This is a genomic window from Streptomyces sp. NPDC001816, assembly GCF_042892235.1.
In the GTDB taxonomy this organism is placed as follows: domain Bacteria; phylum Actinomycetota; class Actinomycetes; order Streptomycetales; family Streptomycetaceae; genus Streptomyces.
Genome location: NZ_JBIATY010000015.1, coordinates 207,354 through 231,967, shown reverse-complemented (window position 1 = coordinate 231,967; position 24,614 = coordinate 207,354). Strand labels below are relative to the sequence as shown.

The 24,614-nt window shown below is 70.8% G+C and carries 20 protein-coding genes; 13 read left to right on the top strand and 7 right to left on the bottom strand.

Annotated elements, in window-relative coordinates:
* Positions 1-30: 30 nt before the first annotated feature.
* Together ACFYZZ_RS39155 and ACFYZZ_RS39150 are read left to right on the top strand one after the other, a co-directional pair.
* Complete coding sequence (locus tag ACFYZZ_RS39155) at positions 31-1,290, top strand: RNA polymerase sigma factor (protein WP_389186914.1); 1,260 nt, start codon at positions 31-33, stop codon at positions 1,288-1,290.
* 92 nt (positions 1,291-1,382) lie between these two features.
* A complete protein-coding gene (locus tag ACFYZZ_RS39150; RefSeq protein WP_389186911.1) occupies positions 1,383-3,422 on the top strand; it encodes a cell wall-binding repeat-containing protein in 2,040 nt (679 codons plus the stop codon).
* On the opposite strand, the gene ACFYZZ_RS39145 is transcribed toward ACFYZZ_RS39150, so the two are convergent.
* Positions 3,400-4,593 (bottom strand): methyltransferase domain-containing protein, encoded by a 1,194-nt coding sequence (locus ACFYZZ_RS39145; RefSeq protein WP_389186909.1) that lies wholly within the window; start codon positions 4,591-4,593, stop codon positions 3,400-3,402. The genes ACFYZZ_RS39150 and ACFYZZ_RS39145 overlap by 23 nt on opposite strands.
* A gap of 90 nt (positions 4,594-4,683) precedes the next feature.
* Between ACFYZZ_RS39145 and ACFYZZ_RS39140 the strand changes: the two genes are divergently transcribed.
* The 4 genes from ACFYZZ_RS39140 (at position 4,684) to groL (ending at position 8,779) form a co-directional block, all read left to right on the top strand.
* Positions 4,684-5,595, top strand: coding sequence for a polysaccharide deacetylase family protein (locus tag ACFYZZ_RS39140; protein ID WP_389186906.1), 912 nt, complete (start codon positions 4,684-4,686; stop codon positions 5,593-5,595).
* Positions 5,592-6,437: a polysaccharide deacetylase family protein gene (locus tag ACFYZZ_RS39135; protein WP_389186903.1), complete on the top strand. Its 846-nt coding sequence runs from the start codon at positions 5,592-5,594 to the stop codon at positions 6,435-6,437. Before ACFYZZ_RS39140 ends, ACFYZZ_RS39135 begins: the two co-directional genes overlap by 4 nt.
* Before the next feature lie 284 nt (positions 6,438-6,721).
* Complete coding sequence (gene groES / locus ACFYZZ_RS39130; RefSeq protein WP_039652762.1) at positions 6,722-7,030, top strand: co-chaperone GroES; 309 nt, start codon at positions 6,722-6,724, stop codon at positions 7,028-7,030.
* Between the two features lie 120 nt (positions 7,031-7,150).
* Complete coding sequence (gene groL / locus ACFYZZ_RS39125; protein WP_389186900.1) at positions 7,151-8,779, top strand: chaperonin GroEL; 1,629 nt, start codon at positions 7,151-7,153, stop codon at positions 8,777-8,779.
* Between the two features lie 87 nt (positions 8,780-8,866).
* Here groL and ACFYZZ_RS39120 read toward each other — a convergent pair whose 3' ends face one another.
* The 3 genes from ACFYZZ_RS39120 to ACFYZZ_RS39110 all read right to left on the bottom strand — a co-directional run bounded on the left by ACFYZZ_RS39120 (position 8,867) and on the right by ACFYZZ_RS39110 (position 11,142).
* Positions 8,867-9,574, bottom strand: a complete 708-nt coding sequence (locus tag ACFYZZ_RS39120) for an ester cyclase (RefSeq protein ID WP_389186897.1) — start codon at positions 9,572-9,574, stop codon at positions 8,867-8,869.
* A gap of 74 nt (positions 9,575-9,648) precedes the next feature.
* Positions 9,649-10,422 carry an SDR family NAD(P)-dependent oxidoreductase gene (locus ACFYZZ_RS39115; protein ID WP_389186894.1) on the bottom strand — a complete coding sequence of 258 codons (774 nt, stop codon included), beginning with the start codon at positions 10,420-10,422 and terminating at the stop codon, positions 9,649-9,651.
* 51 nt (positions 10,423-10,473) lie between these two features.
* Positions 10,474-11,142, bottom strand: a complete 669-nt coding sequence (locus ACFYZZ_RS39110) for an MOSC domain-containing protein (RefSeq protein ID WP_389186892.1) — start codon at positions 11,140-11,142, stop codon at positions 10,474-10,476.
* 81 nt (positions 11,143-11,223) lie between these two features.
* On the opposite strand from ACFYZZ_RS39110, the gene ACFYZZ_RS39105 reads away from it, so the two are divergent.
* The gene (locus tag ACFYZZ_RS39105; protein ID WP_386578357.1) at positions 11,224-12,132 is read left to right on the top strand and encodes a LysR family transcriptional regulator; all 909 of its coding nucleotides are present in this window, start codon (positions 11,224-11,226) and stop codon (positions 12,130-12,132) included.
* 79 nt (positions 12,133-12,211) lie between these two features.
* Here ACFYZZ_RS39105 and ACFYZZ_RS39100 read toward each other — a convergent pair whose 3' ends face one another.
* On the bottom strand, positions 12,212-12,541 hold the full coding sequence (locus ACFYZZ_RS39100; RefSeq protein WP_381787066.1) for a WhiB family transcriptional regulator: 330 nt from the start codon (positions 12,539-12,541) through the stop codon (positions 12,212-12,214).
* 381 nt (positions 12,542-12,922) lie between these two features.
* Between ACFYZZ_RS39100 and ACFYZZ_RS39095 the strand changes: the two genes are divergently transcribed.
* The 4 genes from ACFYZZ_RS39095 (at position 12,923) to ACFYZZ_RS39080 (ending at position 17,419) form a co-directional block, all read left to right on the top strand.
* Positions 12,923-13,534 carry a response regulator transcription factor gene (locus tag ACFYZZ_RS39095; protein ID WP_003948568.1) on the top strand — a complete coding sequence of 204 codons (612 nt, stop codon included), beginning with the start codon at positions 12,923-12,925 and terminating at the stop codon, positions 13,532-13,534.
* Positions 13,535-13,911: 377 nt separating this feature from the next.
* Positions 13,912-14,499 carry a sigma-70 family RNA polymerase sigma factor gene (locus ACFYZZ_RS39090; RefSeq protein ID WP_389186888.1) on the top strand — a complete coding sequence of 196 codons (588 nt, stop codon included), beginning with the start codon at positions 13,912-13,914 and terminating at the stop codon, positions 14,497-14,499.
* 164 nt (positions 14,500-14,663) lie between these two features.
* The gene (gene guaB, locus ACFYZZ_RS39085; RefSeq protein WP_386578360.1) at positions 14,664-16,169 is read left to right on the top strand and encodes an IMP dehydrogenase; all 1,506 of its coding nucleotides are present in this window, start codon (positions 14,664-14,666) and stop codon (positions 16,167-16,169) included.
* A 125-nt stretch (positions 16,170-16,294) separates the two neighbouring features.
* Positions 16,295-17,419 (top strand): GuaB3 family IMP dehydrogenase-related protein, encoded by a 1,125-nt coding sequence (locus tag ACFYZZ_RS39080; protein WP_386578361.1) that lies wholly within the window; start codon positions 16,295-16,297, stop codon positions 17,417-17,419.
* Between the two features lie 540 nt (positions 17,420-17,959).
* Here the strand turns inward: ACFYZZ_RS39080 and ACFYZZ_RS39075 are convergent.
* Complete coding sequence (locus ACFYZZ_RS39075) at positions 17,960-19,168, bottom strand: nucleotide sugar dehydrogenase (protein ID WP_389186884.1); 1,209 nt, start codon at positions 19,166-19,168, stop codon at positions 17,960-17,962.
* A 283-nt stretch (positions 19,169-19,451) separates the two neighbouring features.
* Between ACFYZZ_RS39075 and ACFYZZ_RS39070 the strand changes: the two genes are divergently transcribed.
* The gene (locus ACFYZZ_RS39070) at positions 19,452-21,161 is read left to right on the top strand and encodes a glycerol-3-phosphate dehydrogenase/oxidase (protein ID WP_389186882.1); all 1,710 of its coding nucleotides are present in this window, start codon (positions 19,452-19,454) and stop codon (positions 21,159-21,161) included.
* A gap of 82 nt (positions 21,162-21,243) precedes the next feature.
* Here the strand turns inward: ACFYZZ_RS39070 and ACFYZZ_RS39065 are convergent, their stop codons facing one another.
* A complete protein-coding gene (locus tag ACFYZZ_RS39065; RefSeq protein WP_389186879.1) occupies positions 21,244-22,287 on the bottom strand; it encodes a serine hydrolase domain-containing protein in 1,044 nt (347 codons plus the stop codon).
* A 169-nt stretch (positions 22,288-22,456) separates the two neighbouring features.
* On the opposite strand from ACFYZZ_RS39065, the gene ACFYZZ_RS39060 reads away from it, so the two are divergent.
* On the top strand, positions 22,457-24,457 hold the full coding sequence (locus ACFYZZ_RS39060; protein WP_389187043.1) for a protein kinase: 2,001 nt from the start codon (positions 22,457-22,459) through the stop codon (positions 24,455-24,457).
* Positions 24,458-24,614: the final 157 nt, after the last annotated feature.

The window sequence follows — 24,614 nt, the reverse complement described above, 5'->3', positions numbered from 1 at the left end:
GGACCGCCCGGGGGTGTTGCATGGTGGGCTGTGGAAGCACAGCCCACCGCGGCGCACGCGATCGAGACCGTCTTCAGGCTGGAGTCCCCGCGCGTCGTCGCCGGCGTGGCGCGCATCGTGCGAGACGTCGGCATAGCCGAGGAACTGGCGCAGGACGCGCTGGTCGCGGCCCTGGAGCGATGGCCCCGTGACGGCGTGCCCGACAACCCCGGCGCCTGGCTCATGGCCACCGCCCGGCGCCGCGCCGTCGACCTGGTCCGGCGCCGCGAGACCTACTCCCGCAAGCTCGCCGAGATGGGCCGGGACCTGGACACCACGGCCCCGCCGGAGGAACCCGCCGACCCGGAGGACATCGACGACGACCTGCTGCGGCTCGTCTTCACCACCTGTCACCCGGTGCTGTCGACGGAGGCCCGCACCGCGCTGACCCTGCGCCTGCTCGGCGGCCTGACCACCGCCGAGATCGCCCGTGCCTACCTCGTACCGGAGCCGACGATCGCCCAGCGCATCGTCCGCGCCAAGCGCACCCTGGCCACGCAGAACGTCGCCTTCGAGGTGCCGTACGGCCCCGACCGCGAGGCCCGCCTCGGCTCCGTCCTGGACGTCATCTACCTGATCTTCAACGAGGGATACGCGGCCACCGCCGGGGACGACCTGCTGCGTCCCGGGCTGTGCGAGGACGCCCTCCGGCTGGCCCGCGTGCTCTCGGCCCTGATGCCCAAGGAGCCCGAGGTGCACGCCCTGACCTCGCTCCTGGAGTTCCAGGCCTCCCGCACCGCCGCCCGCACAGGGCCCGACGGCACCCCGGTGCTGCTGAAGGACCAGAACCGCCGCCGCTGGAGCCGCATGCTCATCGCCCGCGGCATCCGGGCCCTCGGCCGCGCCGACGCCACGGCCACCGGCGCCCCCGGCCCGTACGCCCTCCAGGCGGCCATCGCCGCCTGCCACGCGCACGCGTACACCTACGAGGAGACCGACTGGCGGACCATCGCCACCCTGTACGGCCTGCTCGCGGCCCGCGCCCCGTCCCCGGTCGTCGAGCTGAACCGAGCCGTCGCCGTGTCGATGGCCGAGGGCCCGGCCGAGGGGCTGAAGCTGGTCGACGCCCTGACCGCCGAACCCGCCCTGCGCGACTACCACCTGCTGCCCAGCGTGCGCGGCGACCTGCTGGCGCGGCTCGGGCGCACCGCGGAGGCCCGCGAGGAGTTCGCCCGCGCGGCCGAGCTGACGCGCAACGAGCGCGAGCGCCAGCTGTTGATCGCTAAACAGCATTCCCTTCCTGGTCAGTGAGGGTTTACAGTTGCGCGGCTGCCACGCAACCGGCGTGACACCTTCCGCGGGCGGGGCAGTACCACCGATACCCGTGGGGGGTACAACGCACCGTGCGCTCTTCCAGATCTTCCGCACACAGATCTTCCGCCCGCCGCCGGCTCGTCGCGCTCGGCGCCACCGCGGCCCTGGCCGCCGGCACCGTGGCCGCGCTGGCCCCGGGCGCCTCGGCCGGCACCGAGTGGACTGCCACCAACGGCATCCTCACCGCTGACATGGACGGCTACGTCTCGCAGCTGTACGAGGACGGCACCGCGCCCGCGGTCCGGCTCTCGAACGCCATGAAGCCCGCCTGGTCGCCCGACGGCAGCCGCATGGCCTACGTCAACCAGTCGACCGGACGCGTCAACGTCGTAGGCCACGACTTCAAGAGCCCCGTCGAACTCCCGGTCAACACCACCAACTCGATCCTCGCCGACGACCCGACCTTCTGGTGGGGCGGCAGCGACGTCGTCTTCACGCTCAGCGGGCGGCTGCGCGTCGCCCCCTCCGACGGCAGCCGCGTCCAGCAGCACCTGTTCGCCACCGCTGAGGAGGGCTGCGACAGCCAGCCCAGCGGCGCCGTGAACGGCAAGCTCGCGTTCATCCGCTCGGGCACCACCTGCAGCGGCGACCGGCGCTACGGCGCCGTGTGGTTGTACGACGGCGCGAAGGACACCTTCAAGCAGCTGGTGGCGGGCAAGGCCAACGCGCCGGCCATCTCCCCGGACGGCACCAAGGTCGCCTACACCCTCGGCGGCAAGCTGTACACGGTCGACGTAGCCACCGGCGCGGTGACGCCGTGGCTGCCCGACGAGACCGGCTTGATCAGCAGGCCCGCCTGGTCGCCCGACGGCACCAGGCTGGCGTACGAGCTGACGACGACCTCGAACGAGCTGCAGAACCAGGTCCTCGACCTCGCCGGCGGCACCACGAAGGTCCTCTACGACACGCCCACCACCGCCAAGTGGGACCTCGCCTGGCAGCCGCTGCGCAAGAACCTCACCGGCCGGGTCTGGGGCGCCGACACCTACGCCACCAACATCGCCTCCTCGCGCTGGACCTGGAACAAGGTCGGCGGCAGCGTGCCGGGCCTGATGAACGCCAAGTCAGCGGTGCTGACCAACCGGGACAGCATGGCGTACTCGCTCACCGCGCCCGCCCTGGCCGGCAAGAAGCACGGCCCGGTGCTCGGCACCCCGAAGAGCGGGCTGTCCTCGGCGGTGAAGTCGGAGCTGAAGCGGATTCTCAAGCCCGGCTCCACCGTCTACCTCGTCGGCGGCACGTCCGTCCTCAGCAGCACCGTCTCCTCCCAGGTGACGTCGCTCGGCTTCACCCCGAAGCGGTTGTCGGGCACGGACCGCTACGCGACCTCGGTCGCCGTGGCCAAGTCGGTCACCAGCACCCCCAAGTACGTGTTCCTGGCCGACGGCACCGTGTACACCGCGGCCCTCCCGGCGGCGGCCGCAGCCGGTGCGGACGGCACGAGCAGCGCGGGCAGCGTCGTCCTCAGCAACGGCAGCACGCTGACGTCGTCGGTGAAGTCGTACCTGAACAGCCTGGACCCCAGGAGCACGATGGTCATCACGGTGGGTTCCAGCGCCAAGTACGCGCTCACGCACACGTACTTCTCGCACTGGCCGTCGACGTTCACGTACTACCCGATCACGGCGATGAAGTCCGGGCGCGAGCCGGGCGGGGCACTGTCCGTGGCGCTCGCGAAGTTCTGGTGGGGCTCGCCCTACCAGGTGGCCCTCGCGGGTGACACCTCCTGGCGGGGCGGTGTTTCCGCGGCCTCGGCGATGAACGTCTTCGGGCCCGTCCTGTGGACCGACCCCGCGGTTCTGCCGAGCGAGGTCAAGAGCTACCTCGTGCGCGAGGCCGCGGGCACCCAGGCCGTGATCGCCTTCGGCGGCAACTCCTCGGTCCCGCCCGCCGGTCTGGACACGGCGGGCACCGCGATCAGCGCGGGCGCCGACCAGTTCGTGTACCACCCGTACTACAACGGCGACCTGCCGGTGAGCCCCCTCGCCGCGAGCACTGCCGCGAGCACTTCCGGGCCGGTCGGTGCCGACCCGCACCTGGACTCGCTCAGGACGCTCCACCGCCAGTAGCCGGCGAGGGCGCGGGGGCGCCGATCAGCATGGTCGGGGCCCCCGCGACCCGGGTGAGGAACACCGTTGCCGAGCCCGGCCCGTGCGGCTTGACCTTCCTGCGCAGCTCCTCCGGCTCCACCGCCGACCCCCGCTTCTTCACGGTCAGCGTGCCGACCTCCCGCTCGCGCAGCAGGGCCTTCAACTTCTTGACGTTGAAGGGGAGTCGGTCGGTGATCTCGTAGGCCGAGGCGTACGGCGTCGGGTGCAGTTCGTCGGCCGTGACGTACGCGATGGTCTCGTCGACCAGGCCGCCGCCGACCTCCTCGGCCATCTCCGCGACCAGATGGGCGCGGATGACGGCGCCGTCGGGTTCGTACAGGTACCGCCCGACGGGGCGCACCTGGGGATCGGGCAGACCCCGGCCCAGGAGCGTGCGCGGGCCCGGCAGCAGCGTGGCCCGTACGGCCCCCGGCGCCTCGGTGCCGAACCACAGCACCGCCTCCTTCACGTCCCCGCCGTCCGAGATCCACTCGGCCTCGGCCTCGGCGGGAATCGCCTCGTGCGGGATGCCCGGGGCGATCTTCAGGGCGGCGCGGGGCGCCCCGAGGGCCGTGGCGACCGCCCAGGACAGGGGCGGCGAGTACGCCTCCGGGTCGAAGATCCTGCCCCGCCCGCCCCGGCGCGCAGGGTCCACGAACACGGCGTCGTAGCCCGCCGTGTCCACCTCGGTGACATCCGCCTCCCGGACCTCGATCAGCCCGGCGAGCCCCAGCGCCTCGGCGTTCGCCCGTGCCGTGGCCGCCGTCTGCGGATCCCGGTCCACGGCCAGCACCCGGATCCCGGCCCGGGCCAGCGCGATCGCGTCGCCGCCGATCCCGCAGCACAGGTCGGCGACCGAGGTCACGCCCAGCTCCCGCATGCGGCCTGCCCGGTACGCGGCCACGCTCGCCCGGGTCGACTGCTCGACCCCGTTCGGCGTGAAGAACATCCGCCGGGCGTCCTCGGCCCCGAACTTCGCCACCGCCCGCTGCCGCAACCGTGCCTGGCCCAGCGCTGCCGACACCAGCTCGGCGGGGTGCTCGCGGCGCAGCCGGGTGGCCACGGCCAGCTCCTGTGCGGGGTCGGTGTCGCGTACCTCGTCGAGGAGGGCGCGGCCTTCGGGGGTGAGGAGAAGGGCGAGGTCGTTCACCGGGTCATTGTGGGCCAGTCGGTGGACGGTGCGCCTCCGGCGGCGGTGTCGGCCCGGGTTCGGGGCCCGGGGCTGGAAGGATCCGACGCCATGCGAGTAGTAGTACAAAATGACAAAAGTCGGGCGCGGATCCCGAAGGCCGCCCTCCGCTGCGCGGCGGCCGCGCTGGCCTCGACCGCCCTCGTCGCCGGCTGCTCCGCCCTCGGTTCGGACTCCGCGGCCCGGCCCGCCCCCGGCCACGGCGGCCCGGCGGACGCGCAGGCCCGCCTCGCCGCCGAACACGCCCGCCTGGTCGCCGCCGCCCGGCACTGGAACCTCGACGAGGTCCCCCTGAGACCCCCGGCACCACCGACCGTGAAACCGAAGATCACCGCGCGCGCGGGCTTCGAGGTGGACGGCCAGGAGGAGGAGAACCTCCCACCGGTCTTCACCACCGTCCCCACCAGGCAGAAGGTCGTCTTCCTCACCCTCGACGACGGCGCCGAGAAGGACCCGGCGTTCCTGCGCATGATGAGCGACCTGAAGATCCCCTACACGGCCTTCCTCAGCAACTACCTCGTCAAGGACGACTACGGCTACTTCCGCCGGATGCAGTCCGAGGGGCACACCCTCAACAACCACACCCTCACCCACCCTTACCTGCCCGGACTGTCCTACGAGGAGCAGAAGGACGAGATCTGCGGCATGCAGGCCGTCATGAAGCGGCAGTTCGGAAAGGCGCCGACCGTCTTCCGCCCGCCCTACGGCAACTACAACGGCGACACCCTGCGCGCCGCCAAGTCCTGCGGGATCAAGTACGCGCCGATCTGGGACGAGGAGGTCTTCGTCGACCACTGGGAGTACCGCGAGGACGACAAGAGCCTGCACCCCGGCGACATCGTGCTCACCCACTTCCGGGGCCGCGACGACTGGGACGGCACGATGGTCGACGACATGCGCCGGTTCCTGAACAAGGTCACGCGCGAGGGGTACGCCGTGGCACGCCTGGAGGACTACCTGTGAGGCGCCGGGGGAGACCGGGGCGCGGCCCGGGAGGAGCACGGTCCGGGCCGGCCGTCGTCCTCGCGTCGGCCCTCCTCCTCACGGGCTGCGCCCAGTCGGTCGACCCCATCGAACGCCTCGGCAAACGGGCGGCCCAGGGCGTACGACATTCCAGCCCCGCCGTCAGCCAGGCGTACCGCCGCTGGGGCCTGGCCGCCCCGCTCGCCGCCCCGCCCCACCACCGCGCCCAACCCCTGACGGCCCACGGGGCGGGTGCCTCCCCGCCCCGCGTCGTCGACCACGTCACCACCACCGACAAGGTCGTCTTCCTCACCTACGACGACGGCGCCGAGCGCGACCCGCGCTTCGTCGACATGGTCCGCGAACTCAGGCTGCCGGTCAGCTTCTTCCTCACCGACAGCGTCGTCGGCCCCGGCTACGGCCACTTCGCCCGCCTGCGCGCGGTCGGCGCCGACATCGAGAACCACACCCTCGACCACCCGGCGATGTCCGGACTGCCGTATGCCGGCCAGCGCGCCGAGATCTGCGGCCAGCAGGACAAACTCAAGTCCCGCTTCGGCGTCCGCCCGCGCCTCTTCCGCCCGCCCTACGGCACGTACGACACCACGACGCTGCGCGCCGCCGCCGACTGCGGCATCTCCTCGCTCGTCCTGTGGCGCGCCGCCATGACCCCCGACGGCATCGCCTACACACACGGAGAGCGCCACCTGTGCCCGGGCGACATCGTCCTCGTCGGCCCCGACGAGGCGACGGGCCCGGCGCTGAAGGAACGCACGGCACGCCTGCTGCGCATGGTGCAGGCAAGTGGGCTGACGGTGGGCCGCCTTGAGGACTACCTGTAACGGCTCTTTCGGCAACGGTTCCTGTCAGCGCCGGCCGCACCGATCCAGCCCGTCCGGCGTTCGAGGACGAGGCTGTTCAGGCCGATCTTCCCCGCGACGCGCCACAGGCATTGGCACTCCGCTTGACCGAGTGCTAATCCCGGTCATAGTCTCGGCTCTGGCACTCGGCAGATGAGAGTGCCAACAAACGCGACGGGCAGGTCCGGCACCCGCGACGACGGATCGACCTGGTCGCCACCTCAGACAGTTAACCCCGTGAGATCTCCGAAGGGGGAGGTCGGATCGTGACGACCGCCAGCTCCAAGGTTGCCATCAAGCCGCTTGAGGACCGCATCGTGGTCCAGCCGCTCGACGCCGAGCAGACCACGGCCTCTGGCCTGGTCATCCCGGACACCGCGAAGGAGAAGCCCCAGGAGGGCGCCGTCCTCGCCGTGGGCCCGGGCCGCTTCGAGAACGGCGAGCGCCTTCCGCTCGACGTCAAGGTCGGCGACGTCGTTCTGTACAGCAAGTACGGCGGCACCGAGGTGAAGTACAACGGCGAGGAGTACCTCGTCCTCTCGGCTCGCGACGTTCTCGCGATCATCGAGAAGTAATCGCCTCCAGCACTCAGTTGCTTCCAGCTGCGCCCCTGGCCCCCGCGACCACATAAGAAGCCGGGCGCCGGGGCGCAGTTCTTTTTTCACCCACAGATTTCCGAGAGGGCTCCCGCTGTCATGGCGAAGATCCTGAAGTTCGACGAGGACGCCCGTCGCGCCCTCGAGCGCGGCGTCAACAAGCTGGCCGACACGGTGAAGGTGACGATCGGCCCCAAGGGCCGCAACGTCGTCATCGACAAGAAGTTCGGCGCCCCCACCATCACCAACGACGGTGTCACCATCGCCCGCGAGGTCGAGGTCGAGGACCCGTACGAGAACCTCGGCGCCCAGCTGGTGAAGGAGGTGGCGACCAAGACCAACGACATCGCTGGTGACGGCACCACCACCGCCACCGTGCTCGCCCAGGCGCTGGTGCGCGAGGGCCTGAAGAACGTCGCCGCGGGCGCCTCCCCGGCCGCCCTGAAGAAGGGCATCGACGCGGCCGTCGCCGCCGTCTCCGAGGACCTCCTCGCCTCGGCCCGCCCGATCGAGGAGAAGTCCGACATCGCCGCCGTGGCCGCGCTGTCCGCCCAGGACCAGCAGGTCGGCGAGCTGATCGCCGAGGCGATGGACAAGGTCGGCAAGGACGGTGTCATCACCGTCGAGGAGTCCAACACCTTCGGTCTGGAGCTGGACTTCACCGAGGGCATGGCCTTCGACAAGGGCTACCTGTCGCCGTACTTCGTGACGGACCAGGAGCGCATGGAGGCCGTCCTGGAGGACCCGTACATCCTCATCAACCAGGGCAAGATCACCTCGATCCAGGACCTGCTGCCGCTGCTGGAGAAGGTCATCCAGGCGGGTGCCTCCAAGCCGCTGCTGATCATCGCCGAGGACGTCGAGGGCGAGGCCCTGTCGACCCTGGTCGTCAACAAGATCCGTGGCACCTTCAACGCCGTCGCGGTGAAGGCCCCCGGCTTCGGCGACCGCCGCAAGGCGATGCTGCAGGACATGGCCGTCCTCACCGGCGCCACCGTCATCTCCGAGGAGGTCGGCCTCAAGCTCGACCAGGCCGGTCTGGACGTGCTGGGCTCCGCCCGCCGTGTAACGGTCACCAAGGACGACACGACCATCGTCGACGGTGCCGGCAACTCCGAGGACGTCCTCGGCCGGGTCAACCAGATCAAGGCCGAGATCGAGAACACCGACTCCGACTGGGACCGCGAGAAGCTCCAGGAGCGCCTCGCGAAGCTGGCCGGCGGCGTGTGCGTCATCAAGGTCGGCGCCGCCACCGAGGTGGAGCTGAAGGAGAAGAAGCACCGTCTGGAGGACGCCATCTCCGCGACCCGCGCCGCGGTCGAGGAGGGCATCGTCTCCGGTGGTGGCTCCGCGCTGGTCCACGCCGTCAAGGTGCTCGAGGGCAACCTCGGCAAGTCCGGCGACGAGGCCACGGGTGTCTCGGTCGTCCGCCGCGCCGCCGTCGAGCCGCTGCGCTGGATCGCCGAGAACGCCGGCCTCGAGGGCTACGTCATCGTCTCCAAGGTGGCGGAGCTGGAGAAGGGCAACGGCTACAACGCCGCCTCCGGCGAGTACGGCGACCTGGTCAAGGCCGGCGTCATCGACCCGGTCAAGGTCACCCGCTCGGCCCTGGAGAACGCCGCCTCCATCGCCTCCCTGCTGCTCACGACCGAGACCCTGGTCGTCGAGAAGAAGGAAGAGGAGCCGGCCGAGGCGGGCCACGGCCACGGTCACGGCCACGCCCACTGAGGCACCTCAGCACTGAGGCCCGGCACCCCTCGGGGTGCCGGGCCTTCGCTGTGCGCCCTGCTGCCGTGCGCCCTGCTGCCGTGCGCCCTACTTCTCCAGCTCGTCCAGCGCGCCCAACTGGTCCAGCAGCCCGAGCCGGTCGTACTGCCACCAGGCCTCGCAGATCTTGCCGTCGTGGTCGAACCGGAAGACGGTCGTACCGGTCATCGACACCTGCCGTCCGGTGTTGGGCAGGCCCATGAACTCGCCGGTCTGGATGCCGTTCCAGCTCCAGCGGGTGCAGACCCGGTCCGTCTGGGTGATCTGGTCCTCGATCGTGAACGTGAAGTCGAAGGCGTTGCGCCACATCTCGATCTCACGCCGCATGTTGTCCAGCCCGAGCTGGTCCTGCTCGTTGGCCGGGTCGTGGTCGTGGTAGTGCTCCGCGATCAGGTCGTTCAGCGCGGGCAACGGCCCCCGGATCGCGACGGTGTCGAAGAACCGGCGCGCCTGGGCCGCGTACAACGGCTCGTCGCGCACCACGTCCAGGTCCGTGAACGTGGGCATCTCGTCGCACAGGGCGACCAGGTTCCGGAAGATCCGGTCGGTCTCCGGCAGGTTCGAGTTCCGCATCGCTTCCTCGTACGACGGGAACTCCACGATCTCGATGACGTGTGACGCGTCCGAGCGGTCCTTGCCGACCACCGCGTGCGTCGCGGTCCGCTTCCCCTTGGTCTGTTCGACCCACTGGTCCATCAGCCGGTTCATCTCGTCGATCCGGCTGGTCTTGCAGTCGATGAGCTGTACGAACGTCATGGCGCCGCCTCCCGGCCCCCTGGGTCCGGATCCGTCAGGCCCATTTTCCCACCGGAACGCGGCCGCCACCCGTCCTACTGGGGGCCGTACTTGCGCCCCGTCTTCGAGCTGATGCCGCCCATCAGCCCGCGTGGGGCGACCTTCACCAGTCCCATCAGCGCTTTGTACCGGGGGTCCGGGATGGACAGCGTCTTGCCGCGCGCGAGGTCGGCCAGGGCCGCCGCGACCAGCTTGTCCGCGTCCAGCCACATCCAGCCCGGGATGTTGTCCGTGCCCATCCCGGCCCGCTGGTGGAACTCCGTGCGCACGAAGCCGGGGCACAGCGCCATCAGGCGGACGCCCGTACCTGCCAGGTCCTTCGCCGCGCCCTGGGTGAACTGCACGACCCAGGCCTTCGAGGCGCCGTAGGTGCCCCGGGGCACGAAGGCGGCCACCGAGGCGACGTTCACCACGCCGCCGCGGCCGCGCTCGCGCATCGCCTCGGACGCCGCCGACGTCAGCCGCAGCACCGCCTCGCAGTGCACCTTGAGCATCTTCAGCTCGTCGGCCATGGGCACTTCGAGATAGCGGCCCTTGTTGCCGAAGCCTGCGTTGTTGACCAGCAGGTCGACCGGGTTCTTCCGGTCGCTCAGGCGCTCGGCGACCGCCTCGATGCCCTTGTCCTCGGCGAGGTCGGCGCTCAGCACCTCCGCCTCGATGCCGTGCCGGTCGTGCAACTCGGTCGCCTGCTCGCGCAGCCGTTTGGCGTCCCGGGCCACCAGGACGAGGTCATGCCCGTCAGCCGCCAGCCGCCGCGCGAACGCGGCACCGATTCCCGCGGTCGATCCCGTAATCAGAGCCGTTGTCATGGCCCAAGGGTAGTGACCCGGAGCGACGGCGTCCGCTGCGGTGACGGCCTCTCAGCGGCTCTGTCCGGCGACGTACTTGCGGGCCGCGGCCAGCGTCTCGGAGTGCAGCGCCTCGCCCGCCACGAGCAGCTGCGGCAGCAGTTCCCGCTCGGTGGTGACCGCACGGAACTGCATCGCAGCCGTCACCGCGTGGTCCGGCCGGTGCACGATCTCGATCGGATCGCCCGCCCGGATCTCACCCGGTTCGATCACTCTCAGGTAGGCACCCGTCGCGCCCTTCTGGGTGAACCTCTTCACCCAGCCCCGCTCGCCCAAATGGCCCTGGAACGTACGGCACGGAATCCGGCCCGACGTCACCTCCAGCACCACCTCGGACCCGATCCGCCAGCGCTCGCCGATCAGCGCCCCGGACACGTCCAGGCCCTGCGTCGTGAGGTTCTCGCCGAAGCAGCCGTTCGCCAGCGATCTGTCCAGCTCACGCTCCCAGTCGTCGAGGTCCTCGCGCGCGAAGGCGTACACCGCCTGGTCGTAGCCGCCGTGGTGGCGCAGCTCGCACACCGCGTCCCCGGCCAGCCCGCTCCCGCCGACGCCCTTGGGCCCCGGGGCAGCCACCCGCACCGGCCCGTCCGTCGGCTGCTTGTCGATGCCGGTCACACCTTCCGCCTGGTCCGTGTACGGCACCGGCGTCGGGCGACCCAGATTGACCGAGAGAAGCTTCATGCTTCGCACGGTACGGGACCGCACCCCAAAGCGTCGACGCAATATGCGGCGCCATGCCCAAGTCAGGCTTATGCTCGGAGGGTGATCGAGGCTCGTCATCTCCGCGTCCTGCGCGCAGTCGCCACCACCGGTTCCTTCTCGGCGGCCGGGCGCGAGCTGGGCTGCACCCAGCCCGCCGTCAGCCAGCAGATGAAGGCCCTGGAGTCCTCGGTCGGCACCCCGCTGCTGGTCCGCAGCGGCCGCGAGATGCGGCTGACCCAGGCCGGCGAGGCCCTCGTCCGGCACGCCTCCGGGATCCTCGCCGGGCTCACCGCGGCCGAGGAGGAGGTCGCCGCGATCGCGGGCCTGAGGGCCGGCCGGGTCCGGCTGGTCTCCTTCCCGAGCGGCAGCTCCACCCTGGTCCCCACCGCCCTGGCCGCCCTGCGCGCCGCCCACCCCGGCACCCGCGTCTCGCTGGAGGAGGCCGAGCCCCCGAAGTCCGTCGAGCTGCTGCGCGAGGGCGACTGCGACCTGGCGCTCGCCTTTCGCTACGAGGGAGCGGCGGTCGCCGAGGAGTGGGACGACCTCGTCGTACGGCCCCTGCTGACCGACCGTCTGGTCGCCCTGGTGCCCGAACGGCACCGGCTCGCGCGCACAGGGTCCTCGGGGTCTGTCGCCATCGGGGAGCTGGCCGGGGAGCCCTGGATCGCGGGCTGCCCGCGCTGCCGCGGCCAGCTGGTGGAGGTCTGCGAGAGCGCGGGCTTCACGCCCCGCATCGACTTCGCCACCGACGACTATCCGGCGGTGGTCGGCCTGGTCGGCGCAGGTCTCGGCGTTGCCGTACTGCCGCAGCTCGCGGTGGAGTCGGTGCGGCCCCGGGGAGTGCGCACGGTGGCGCTGGAACCCGTGGTGCAACGGCAGATCGTCGCTCTCACCCTGCCCGACCTGGCACACGTGCCGGCCGTGGCGGCGACGCTGGAGCAGCTCGCCCGGGCGGCCGTTCGGCAGTGACGTCGGTGAGGGGATCCACTCAAGGATGACGGGCACGCATGCGCGTGCCCGGGTGCCGAGTTATCGCAGAAACGTTCCTTCAGGCGTGCGGTGCGGGGCCCCCGCTGGTCGTCGACGCCGAGACCAGTCGGTTGCGTGCCCGCCCCATCAACTCCTCACGCTCATCCTCGGTCAGGCCGCCCCAGACGCCGTACGGCTCGCGCACCGCCAGCGCGTGCGCCGCGCACTCCGCGCGGACCGGGCACCTCATGCAGACCTCCTTGGCCGAGTTCTCGCGAGCGCTCCGAGCCGCCCCGCGCTCGCCCTCGGGGTGAAAGAAGAGCGAGCTGTCCACCCCGCGGCAGGCAGCGAGCAACTGCCAGTCCCACAGGTCCGCGTTCGGTCCGGGAAGGCGGGAGAAATCTGCCATTACGTGACCCCTTGTAGCCGTGCTGGGCGGATACGGTGCCATCGACCGTACATCTCCGGTCTAAGGAGATGAAAATATGACTCATTGCGAATCTAGCTCCAGACACTGAGAAATGGGAGCAAAAACGGCTAAATGGGGCATTGGTTGTGATGAAAACTTGAGGGTCCGTTGGGCATGTCTGCACCGTGTCGGTGCCCTCACGTAGAGTGCCGAAGAGGGCACGCAGCCCCGTAACTCTTTCGAGTGACCGTCGTTGAGAGTGCGGAGGCGGTTGAAAACACAAGCGCTCGGGCAGGCGTCCGAGACGGTCGACCGCACAGGTGACGATTCCGTACCAGCCTGGAGGCTCAAGGTGACGCGCATCAGCTGCGGAGGGCGGTCATGACATCCGTCCTCGTCTGCGACGACTCCCCGCTTGCCCGAGAGGCGCTCCGCCGCGCGGTCGCGACCGTGCCCGGCGTCGAGCGTGTGACGACGGCGGCCAACGGCGAGGAAGTCCTCCGCCGCTGGGGCGCCGACCGCTCCGACCTCATCCTGATGGACGTACGCATGCCCGGCCTGGGCGGCGTCGAGACCGTGCGCAGGCTGCTGTCCGCCGACCCGGGCGCGCGCATCATCATGCTCACGGTCGCCGAGGACCTGGACGGAGTGGCCCTCGCGGTCGCCGCCGGCGCCCGCGGCTACCTGCACAAGGACGCTTCGCGCGCGGAGCTGCGGGCCACGGTCACCCAGGCCCTCGCCGACCCGACGTGGCGTCTCGCCCCGCGTCGTCTCCGCTCGGCCGAGATGGGCGCGGCGCCCACCCTCACCGCGCGTGAGATCCAGGTGCTGGAGGGTATGAGCCACGGCCGCTCGAACGCCGAGATCGGCCGCGAGCTGTTCCTCTCCGAGGACACGGTCAAGACCCACGCCCGCCGGCTCTTCAAGAAGCTCGGCGCCTCGGACCGCGCCCACGCGGTGGCCCTGGGCTTCCGCTGGGGTCTGGTCCGCTAGGCCTGGGCCGGATGAGCCGGCCGGCCGGGGGCGCGCGCCCCCGGCCCGGCTCACCCGCGGGTGTGGGCGTGGTCGGCGGCGAGTGGTGGATCCGTCTCACCCGGATTTGGTGGGCATCTGTCTGACCTGCTGCTTTGCTCTGTGCCCGTGGGGACTGATCCACCACTCACGCCTATGTGGGGGGCAGCGGAGGGCGTGCGGTGCTCGTTTCGCCGCGGATGCCGCATCCTTGAGATGTGGAGTCTCTCGGGGACGAGTCGGTCGAGCGGAAGGGGAGGGCGCAGGGGATGAGTGCCGGCGCACCTGCTCATAACGCTTCGGTGCACAACCACGAACACGATGCGACGGACCGGACGGCCGCAGGGCACCATGGACCGATGCGCGACGACGATGCGGGCACGGCCCCAGGGCCGATCGGTGCGCTCGTGCATCGTGCCGTCGACGGGGACGAGCAGGCCACGCACGATCTGCTCGCCCACGTGCACCCCCTGGCCCTGCGCTACTGCCGCACCCGGCTGTCCCGGCTGCCCGGCGACGCTCGCCACTTCGTGGAGGACCTCGCCCAGGAGGTCTGTGTCGCCGTTCTCCTCGCCCTGCCGCGCTACCGCGACACCGGCCGCCCCTTCGAGGCCTTCGTCTTCGCCATCGCCTCGCACAAGGTCGCGGACCTCCAGCGCGCCGCGATGCGCCACCCGGGCTCCACGGTCGTCCCCTCGGACGAGATGCCGGAACGCCCCGACGACTCCCTCGGCCCCGAGGAGCGTGCCCTGCTCAGCAGCGACGCCGAGTGGGCCAAGAAGCTGCTGGCCAACCTCCCGGAGAACCAGCGCGAGCTGCTCCTGCTGCGCATCGCCGTGGGCTTGACCGCGGAGGAGACGGGGCAGATGTTGGGAATGTCACCCGGCGCCGTGCGGGTGGCCCAGCATCGGGCGCTGAGCCGGCTGCGCGCGCTCGCCGAGCAGTAACTGCCCTGGGCGGAGCCTTCGTAGCTCCCTTTCTTGAACAGGCGCGGGTTCGTTTCCGTACGAACATACGAAGCCTGAAGTCACCTCGGACCGTGGAATTTGCTAGCCGTGCTTCCCGTTAGCATGGACATCCGCACCGATCAAGGCCATTTGGGGAAGGTGTCATGACTGCCAACGTCGACGGAGTGCCCGGAAAATTCGCGACACTCGGGCTGACCTACGACGACGTGCTGCTGCTGCCGGGTGCATCCGAGGTGCTCCCCAACGCGGTCGACACCTCGTCCCGCATCTCCCGCAATGTCCGGGTCAACATCCCGCTGCTGTCGGCGGCGATGGACAAGGTGACCGAGTCCCGCATGGCGATCGCGATGGCCCGGCTGGGCGGCGTCGGCGTACTGCACCGCAACCTCTCCGTCGAGGACCAGGTCAACCAGGTCGACCTGGTGAAGCGGTCCGAGTCCGGCATGGTCACCGACCCGATCACGGTGCACCCGGAGGCCACGCTCGCCGAGGCCGACGCCCTGTGCGCCAAGTTCCGTATCAGCGGTGTCCCGGTCACCGACCCGGCCGGCAAGCTGCTGGGCATCGTCACCAACCGCGACATGGCCTTCGAGAGCGACCGCACGCGCCAGGTGCGCGAGGTCATGACCCCGATGCCGCTGGTCACCGGCAAGGTCGGCATCTCCGGGCCCGAGGCCATGGAGCTGCTGCGCAAGCACAAGATCGAGAAGCTGCCGCTGGTCGACGGTGAGGGCGTCCTCAAGGGCCTGATCACGGTCAAGGACTTCGTCAAGGCCGAGAAGTACCCCAATGCCGCCAAGGACGCCGAGGGCCGCCTGCTCGTCGGTGCCGCTGTCGGTGCCAGCCCCGAGGCGCTGGAGCGCGCCCAGGCGCTCGCCGAGGCCGGTGTGGACTTCCTGGTCGTCGACACCTCGCACGGCCACAACAGCAACGCCCTCAGCTGGATGGCGAAGATCAAGTCCAGCGTGAACGTCGACGTGATCGGCGGAAACGTCGCCACCCGCGACGGCGCCCAGGCGCTCATCGACGCCGGTGTCGACGGCATCAAGGTGGGTGTCGGCCCGGGCTCGATCTGCACCACCCGCGTGGTTGCCGGCATCGGCGTCCCGCAGGTCACCGCCATCTACGAGGCCTCCCTCGCGGCCCGTCCGGCGGGCATTCCGCTGATCGGCGACGGCGGTCTGCAGTACTCCGGCGACATCGGCAAGGCGCTAGCCGCCGGTGCGGACACGGTCATGCTGGGCAGCCTCCTCGCCGGCTGCGAGGAGTCGCCGGGCGAGCTGATGTTCATCAACGGCAAGCAGTTCAAGTCGTACCGCGGCATGGGCTCGCTGGGTGCCATGCAGTCCCGCGGCCAGGGCAAGTCGTACTCGAAGGACCGCTACTTCCAGGCCGAAGTGACCTCCGACGAGAAGCTCGTGCCCGAGGGCGTCGAGGGCCAGGTGCCCTACCGCGGCCCGCTGTCCAACGTGCTGCACCAGCTCGTCGGCGGCCTGCGCCAGACCATGGGCTACGTGGGCGCCGCCACCATCGAGGAGATGGAGTCCAAGGGTCGCTTCGTGCGGATCACCTCGGCAGGCCTCAAGGAGAGCCACCCGCACGACATCCAGATGACGGTCGAGGCGCCGAACTACAGCAACAAGAAGTGACGCACGCGCACGCGTGAGGGCCGTACAGGCCGTGCAAGGGCGGTCCCGGAGCATCCGGGGCCGCCCTTGTCGTACCTGTCGGCGATACTGGAAGACGCTGCAATGCATCAGGGAAAGGCCAAGACGTGACTGAGATCGAGATCGGGCGCGGCAAGCGCGGCCGCCGGGCGTACGCCTTCGACGACATCGCCGTCGTCCCCAGCCGCCGTACGCGGGACCCGAAGGAGGTCTCGATCGCCTGGCAGATCGACGCCTACCGCTTCGAGCTGCCCTTCCTGGCCGCCCCCATGGACTCGGTCGTCTCCCCGGCCACCGCGATCCGGATCGGCGAGCTGGGCGGCCTCGGCGTGCTGAACCTCGAGGGCCTGTGGACGCGGTACGAGGACCCGCAGCCGCTGCTCGACGAGATCGCCGAGCTGCCCGCCGAGCAGGCGACCCGCCGCCTCCAGGAGATCTACGCGGCTCCCATCAAGGAGGAGCTGATCGGCGCCCGCATCAAGGAGGTGCGCGACTCCGGCGTGGTCACGGCGGCCGCGCTCTCCCCGCAGCGCACCGCCCAGTTCTCCAAGGCGGTCGTGGACGCGGGCGTGGACATCTTCGTCATCCGCGGTACGACGGTCTCGGCGGAGCACGTCTCCGGCGCGCACGAGCCGCTGAACCTGAAGCAGTTCATCTACGAGCTGGACGTCCCGGTGATCGTCGGCGGCTGCGCCACCTACACCGCCGCCCTGCACCTGATGCGCACCGGCGCGGCTGGTGTCCTGGTCGGCTTCGGCGGCGGCGCCGCGCACACCACGCGCAACGTCCTCGGCATCCAGGTCCCGATGGCCACCGCGGTCGCCGACGTGGCCGCGGCCCGCCGCGACTACATGGACGAGTCCGGCGGCCGGTACGTGCACGTGATCGCGGACGGCGGCGTCGGCTGGTCCGGCGACCTGCCGAAGGCGATCGCCTGCGGCGCCGACTCCGTGATGATGGGCTCCCCGCTGGCCCGTGCCACGGACGCGCCCGGCAAGGGCCACCACTGGGGCATGGAGGCGGTCAACGAGGAGCTGCCCCGCGGCAAGAAGGTCGACCTGGGCACGGTCGGCACGATCGAGGAGATCCTCACCGGCCCGTCCCACACCCCGGACGGCTCGATGAACTTCTTCGGCGCCCTGCGCCGCGCCATGGCCACGACCGGGTACAGCGAGCTGAAGGAGTTCCAGCGGGTGGAGGTTACGGTGGCGGACTCGCAGCATCGGCGGTAGTCCGTATGACGTGAGGGGGCCGGTCACCTGGTGAGGTGACCGGCCCCCTTCGTGTGTCGTGGGTGCCTCCCCGGGGCGCGCGGCGTGGCGCGGGGGCGCGCGGTTGCGTTCGGGGCGGATACGGGCTGGTCAGCCGGTCCGAGAGCGATAACGTCCGTGTCGGCGCCCCAGGTTTCTGGAGCGCCCCCTTCCAAGGACATGGTCCGGACCCCACCCTCGGGGCCCGGCCCGATTTCCAACGGTCCGCCTACCGGGTCAATGGGCGGCGTCGTGGAAGGGGGCGCCCATGGGACGTCACCGCAAGCCCACCCGCTGGGATCGGATCCGTCTTCGGATGGTGAAGTTCCGGAGGAGGTGTGTCTTGTGGATTTGCAGCTGGTGAGCGGCCGCCCCCAAGGAGACTAGGGGCGGACACCCGTGAATCAGCTCGGAGCCCGCTGCAGCACCCACTGCGGTGGGCTCCACCTGTTTCCGTAAGGTACCCGCGCTACGAGCCGCATGCCACCAGCCCCGGAGCCCGGTCCGCCCACGCGCCCCCCTTCACAACCGATGCGCCGCCCCCGTAGGCGTAGCCCCCCGCGTGTCCAACAGAAGCTGGGCCTTCACCGAGAGCCCCTGCAAGTCGTACGTCCGGTGCTGCTGGAGCAGGATGGTCAGGTCGGCGTCGGCGGCAGCCTCGTAGAGCGAGTCCGCGCGCGGGACAGGTCGCTCCAGGACGCTCCACGCGGGCACGTACGGGTCGTGGTAGCTCACCGCGGCGCCCAGTTCCATCAGGCGGACGGCGATCTCCTGGGCGGGCGTGCCCTGCAGGTCGGCGAGGTCGGGCTTGTAGGTGACGCCGAGGAGCAGGACGCGGGCACCGCGCGCGGACTTGCCGTGCTCGTTCAGGAGCGTGGCGGCGCGCTGGACGACGTAGCGGGGCATGCGGTTGTTGACCTGCTGAGCCAGCTCCACCATGCGCAGCGTGCGGCTCGCGTGGCCGGTGAGGTCCTGCGGGACGCCGTGCCCGCCGACTCCGGGGCCCGGCCGGAACGCCTGGAAGCCGAACGGCTTGGTCTCCGCGCAGCGGATGACGTCCCACAGGTCGACGCCCAGCTCGTTGCAGAGGACGGCCATCTCGTTGACCAGCGCGATGTTGACGTGCCGGTAGTTGGTCTCCAGGACCTGTACGGCCTCCGCCTCGCGCAGCCCGCGCGCGCGTACGACCTTGTCGGTGAGCCGTCCGTAGAAGGCCGCGGCCGACTCCGTGCAGGCGGGGGTGAGGCCCCCGATGACCTTGGGCGTGCCGGCGGGGGTGCGGTCGCGGTTGCCGGGGTCGACGCGGCTGGGCGAGTAGGCGAGGTGGAAGTCGCGGCCGGCGCGCAGTCCGGAGCCCTTCTCCAGCAGGGGGCGCAGGAACTTCTCGGTGGTCCCGGGGAGCACCGGCGACTCCAGGATGACCGTGGTGTGCGGGCGCAGCCGCTCGGCCAGGGTGCGGGCGGCCGCCTCCACCTGGCCGAGGTCGACCCCGCCGTCGGCGCCGCGCGGGGTGGGCGCGCAGATCACGGCGGTGCGTACCCGGCCGAGCTGGGCCGGGTCGGTGGCGGGCCGGAAGCCCGCCGCGTGCATCCGCCGCAGCTCGGCGGGGCTGAGCGAACCCGCCTCGGGGCCGGTGGCGTACCCGATGGTCGGGATGCCTGCGGCGACGGCGGCCTGGGCGAGCGGGAGGCCGTAGGGACCGAGTCCGATGACGGCGAGATCTGCGGGCATGGCGTGGGCCCGTCCTTCCCAGTAACCGAAGCGGGACAGATGCGCAACCGCTGTGGACTGCCAGAGCGAGCGCACTGTCACACTAGGAGTAAATATGACCGTTATGTGGGATTCTGTTCGTGTGTCTTCCGGGGGTTGCGTTCGTGTTGTCCACAGGTTGGGAGCCCGTGGTGGCTGAAGTCGGGCAAGCCGGTCAGAATTTGGGCATGAGGAGGGGATGAACCGGGCTTCGCCCGCCGGGTGCGGCCGACGCGAGCGAGTTGTTCGACAGCGGGAGGCAGCGGTGAGGACAGCGACTCTGGGTCCGGCGCAGCGCGCCGAGGCACTGGCGGCGATGGCGGAGCGCGAGCTGGACGTGCTGGTGGTCGGCGGCGGAGTGGTCGGCGCCGGGACCGCGCTGGACGCCGTGACCCGCGGCCTGTCCACCGGCCTGGTCGAAGCCCGCGACTGGGCGTCCGGCACCTCCAGCAGGTCAAGCAAGCTCGTTCACGGCGGCCTGCGCTATCTGGAGATGCTCGACTTCGCCCTGGTCCGCGAGGCCCTGAAGGAGCGCGGCCTGCTCCTGGAGCGGCTTGCCCCGCACCTGGTCAAACCGGTGCCCTTCCTCTACCCGCTGCAGCACAAGGGCTGGGAGCGCCTGTACGCGGGCTCGGGCGTGGCTCTGTACGACGCGATGTCCATGGCCCGCGGACACGGCCGGGGCCTGCCCCTGCACCGTCACCTGACCCGCCGTCACGCCCTGCGCGTCGCCCCCTGCCTGAAGAAGGACGCCCTGGTCGGCGCCCTGCAGTACTACGACGCGCAGATGGACGACGCCCGGTATGTGGCGACCTTGGTGCGCACGGCGGCGTCGTACGGCGCGAAGGTGGCCAACCGCGCCCGCGTGACCGGGTTCCTGCGCGAGGGCGGGCGGGTCGTCGGCGCCCGGGTGCAGGACGTGGAGGGCGGCGGGGAGTACGAGATCCGCGCCCAGCAGATCGTCAACGCCACCGGTGTGTGGACCGACGACACGCAGGCCATGGTGGGCGAGCGGGGCCAGTTCCACGTCCGCGCCTCCAAGGGCATCCACCTGGTCGTGCCCAAGGACCGCATCCACTCCACCACCGGTCTGATCCTGCGCACGGAGAAGTCGGTCCTGTTCGTCATCCCCTGGGGCCGGCACTGGATCGTCGGCACCACCGACACCGGCTGGGACCTGGACAAGGCCCACCCGGCGGCCTCCAGCGCCGATATCGACTACCTGCTGGAACACGTAAACTCGGTGCTCGCCGTCCCGCTCAGCCGCGACGACGTGCAGGGGGTGTACGCGGGCCTGCGTCCGCTGCTGGCCGGCGAGTCCGACGCCACCAGCAAGCTGTCCCGCGAGCACACCGTGGCGCATCCGGCGCCCGGTCTCGTGGTCGTGGCGGGCGGCAAGTACACGACCTACCGGGTGATGGCGAAGGACGCCGTCGACGAGGCGGTGCACGGCCTCGACATGCGCGTCGCCGACTGCGTCACCGAGGAGATCCCGCTGCTGGGCGCCGAGGGCTACCGGGCGATGTGGAACGCGCGGGCGCGGATCGCGGCCCGCACCGGACTGCACGTGGTCCGGGTGGAGCACCTGCTGAACCGGTACGGCTCGATGGCCGAGGAGATCCTGGACCTCATCGCAGCCGACCCCGCCCTCGGCGAGCCGCTGCAGGCCGCCGACGACTATCTGCGCGCCGAGGTCGTGTACGCGGCCTCGCACGAGGGCGCCAGGCACCTGGACGACGTGCTCACCCGCCGTACCCGCATCTCCATCGAGACCTTCGACCGGGGCACCCGCAGCGCCCGTGAGGCCGCCGAGTTGATGGCACCCGTGCTCGGCTGGGACAAGGACCAGATCGAGCGCGAGGTGGAGCACTACGAGAAGCGGGTCGAGGCCGAGCGGGAGTCCCAGCTCCAGCCGGACGACCAGACGGCGGACGCGGCGAGGCTCGGGGCGCCGGACATCGTGCCGCTGAGCTGAGGCGGGCCTGCCCCGGGCCTGCCTCCGGCTTTCACTCGAACGAGTGTCGCGAACCGGGATCTTCGTTCGGAACCGGTGCGTTCTACCAGGTGCGAGGGCAGAACTCGGCGGCGAGCAAGGCCGGTTCGAGCCGGGAATCTGCGATCGCGTCCGTGTTCACACGGAAGGTGAGGACATGTCGGCCGTCGGCGGTGGCCGCGGTGCGCACGTAGCTCCCGGATATCCGGCCGTTGTGTCCCCACACCGTGATGCCGCACGGGAGCTTTGCCGGAAAGATCCCCATGCCGTACGAGCCATGTGTGGCACGGGTGTTGAGCATCTCGCGCAGCCAGTGCGAGGGCAGCAGCCGGCCGCCGAGCAGGGCCGCGTAGAAGCGGTCCAGGTCGGCGAGCGTGGTCACCAGCTCACCCGCCGCGCCGGCCACGCGCGGGTCGAGCCGGGTGACGTCGGAGCCGTCGGCGGCGTAGGCGCGGCCGTGCGGCAGCGGAAGTGAGCTGCGGGATCCGGGAAGGGAGGTGTCCGTAAGACCGAGCGGAGCGATGATCCGGCGCCGGACCTCGGTGGCGTACGAGTGGCCGGTGACCTGACGGACGACCATGCCGAGCAGGACGTAGTTGGTACTGGAGTAGGCGTAGCGGCCCGGGTGGGCCGGAGGGAGGGTGAGGGCGATGCGCACGGCCTGAAGCGGGGTCAGGGGGACGGTCCCCCGGGTGGCCCGGGTGAAGTCGGCGAGCCCGCTGGTGTGGGTGAGCAGGGCGCGCAGGGTGATGTGCCGTCCGTCGGTGCCGCGTCCGCGGAGCAGCCCCGGCAGGTGCCGCTCCACGGTGTCGGACAGGGACAGCCGGTGTTCCGCGGCCAGTTGCAGCACGACCGTGGCGACGAAGGTCTTGGTGACGCTGCCGGCGCGGAAGTGGTCGGCGCGCGCCATGCCCGGACCGGCGGCGGTGTAGCGGGAGCGGTTTCCGTCCAGGGCCAGCAGGGCCGCGGCGGGTGCACCGCCCCGGGTGACCAGCAGCGTGAGGGCCGTGTCCGTGACGGCGGCCGCCGAGTTCGCAGAGGAGGCGGTGGGGGCGAGCAGCAGCGTCAGCAACACCGGTATGGGCAGGACTGTCCGAAGCGTCGGCATCCGGGCTCCTCTCTGCTCGGGTCCATCATCCCGGTAAGCGGAACCTCGGCTTCAGCGGGTGTTCCGGTGTGCGGAGCCCGGGACGGGGCCAGAGGCACCCTGGGCGTCGGCCACTTGTCGGGTGAGAGACAATGGAGGCTCTGTCAGGGCGGGTTGCATGAGGGGACGCATGTCGGAGGCGGAGCGGGCGGGCACATCCCGTCAGGAGACTCGTCAGGACAAGAGCGAGCGTCGTCTCCTCGCCGGGCGGTACCGGCTGGGAGACGTGCTGGGCCGCGGTGGCATGGGCACGGTGTGGCGTGCCGAGGACGAGACCCTCGGCCGGACGGTCGCCGTCAAGGAGTTGCGGTTCCCGTCGAACATCGACGAGGAGGAGAAGCGGCGCCTGATCACGCGCACCCTGCGCGAGGCCAAGGCGATCGCCCGGATCCGCAACAACAGCGCGGTGACGGTCTTCGACGTGGTCGACGAGGACGACCGGCCCTGGATCGTCATGGAGTTGGTCGAGGGCAAGTCCCTCGCCGAGGCCATCCGCGAGGACGGCCTGCTGGAGCCCAGGCGCGCCGCCGAGGTCGGGCTGGCCATCCTCGACGTGCTGCGCTCCGCGCACCGCGAGGGCATCCTGCACCGTGACGTGAAGCCGTCCAACGTGCTCATCGCCGACGACGGCCGGGTCGTGCTCACCGACTTCGGTATCGCGCAGGTCGAGGGCGACCCGTCCATCACCTCCACCGGCATGCTCGTCGGCGCCCCCTCCTACATCTCCCCGGAGCGCGCCCGCGGGCACAAGCCGGGACCCGCGGCCGACCTGTGGTCGCTCGGCGGCCTGCTGTACGCGGCGGTCGAGGGTCTGCCGCCGTACGACAAGGGTTCCGCGATCGCCACGCTGACCGCGGTGATGACCGAGCCCCTGGAGGAGCCCAAGAACGCGGGTCCGCTCCGGGACGTCATCTACGGCCTGCTCACCAAGGATCCGGCCCAGCGGCTCGACGACGCCGGTGCCCGGACGATGCTCAACAAGGTGATCCACGCGCCGGCGCCGGAGGCGATGGACGCCACCCGGGTGGTTCCGCTGCCGGCGCAGCCCGACGGGCCCGAGGGCAAGCGGGGCGAGGAGGCCGGGGAGAAGCTGCGCGGGGCGCTGCGTTCGGTCCGCAAGGCGGCCGGGGCAGCGGGCTCGTCGCCGTCCGCGCGCGCGAAGAGCGGTGGCGGTACGGCGGCTCCGGGCGCGGGCGGCAAGCCGGCCGCGCAGAGCGGTTCGGGCGCGGGTGCCGGGACGCCCGGGCGGCCGGCCGGTTCGGCCCAGGGTTCTGTCGCACCGAACTCCAGCGCGAACAAGTCGAGTTCGGGGTGGCCCGTGGTACCGCCGCCGGACCTGGACCTGCAGCCGCGGCCGGTGCCGAGAGCGCCGCTCACCGACGTGGTGCCCAGGCGGACGCTGGTGATCATCGCGGTGGTGGTCGTCCTCGCCGTGATCGGCACCGTGCTGGCCATCGTGTTCAACGGGGGCGACGACAAGGGCAGCAAGAACGGCAGTGGTGCCAAGGCCACGGCCGGCGCCAGCGCCTCCACCAAGCAGGACAAGGGCACGGGCGGCAAGGGCGACACCGACGGCGACGCCAAGACGGACGGGAACACCTCGGCGTCCGCCACGACCGGTTCGGCGACGCAGACGAGCGCCGGCCCGACCGGTGACGACGACTCCGGCTCGTCCGGCTCGAAGAGCGACGGCAGCGCACCGGTGGCGTCGACCCGCAAGGGCGCCCAGGGGTACTCGATCGGGCTGCCCAAGGGGTGGAAGTACAAGTCCACCGGGCAGGCCGGAGACCGCTACACCGGGCCGAACGGGCAGATGCTGCTCGTCGGCTGGACCAGCACGCCCAAGGATGACCCGGTGGCGGACTGGAAGAACCAGGAGCGGTACATGTACCGCTCCCAGTACCGGAAGATCCGCATAGAACAGGTGGATTACCGCGGCTGGAACACGGCCGACTGGGAGTTCACTTACGTGGAGGGCGGTACCAAGTACCGTTCGATCGACCGGGGGTTCGTCGTCAACGGCCATCAAGGCTACGGGCTGATGTACACGGCCAAGGCCGCGGAGTGGAACAGCGCGCTGCGCAAGGACACCTGGAAGACGCTGACGACGTCCTTCGAGCCCAAGTCGTGATGTGAACGAGCCCTGTTTGGGGCCGTGAGAATCCGTCATCCCCTCAATGCGACTTGCCTCCGGCACGTATCGTGAATGGTTGCGGACCGTACGGAGCCGGATTGTGGATGCGCAACGGGCCGTATGGGAACGGATGTGAACGAACAGGCGGCCGGGG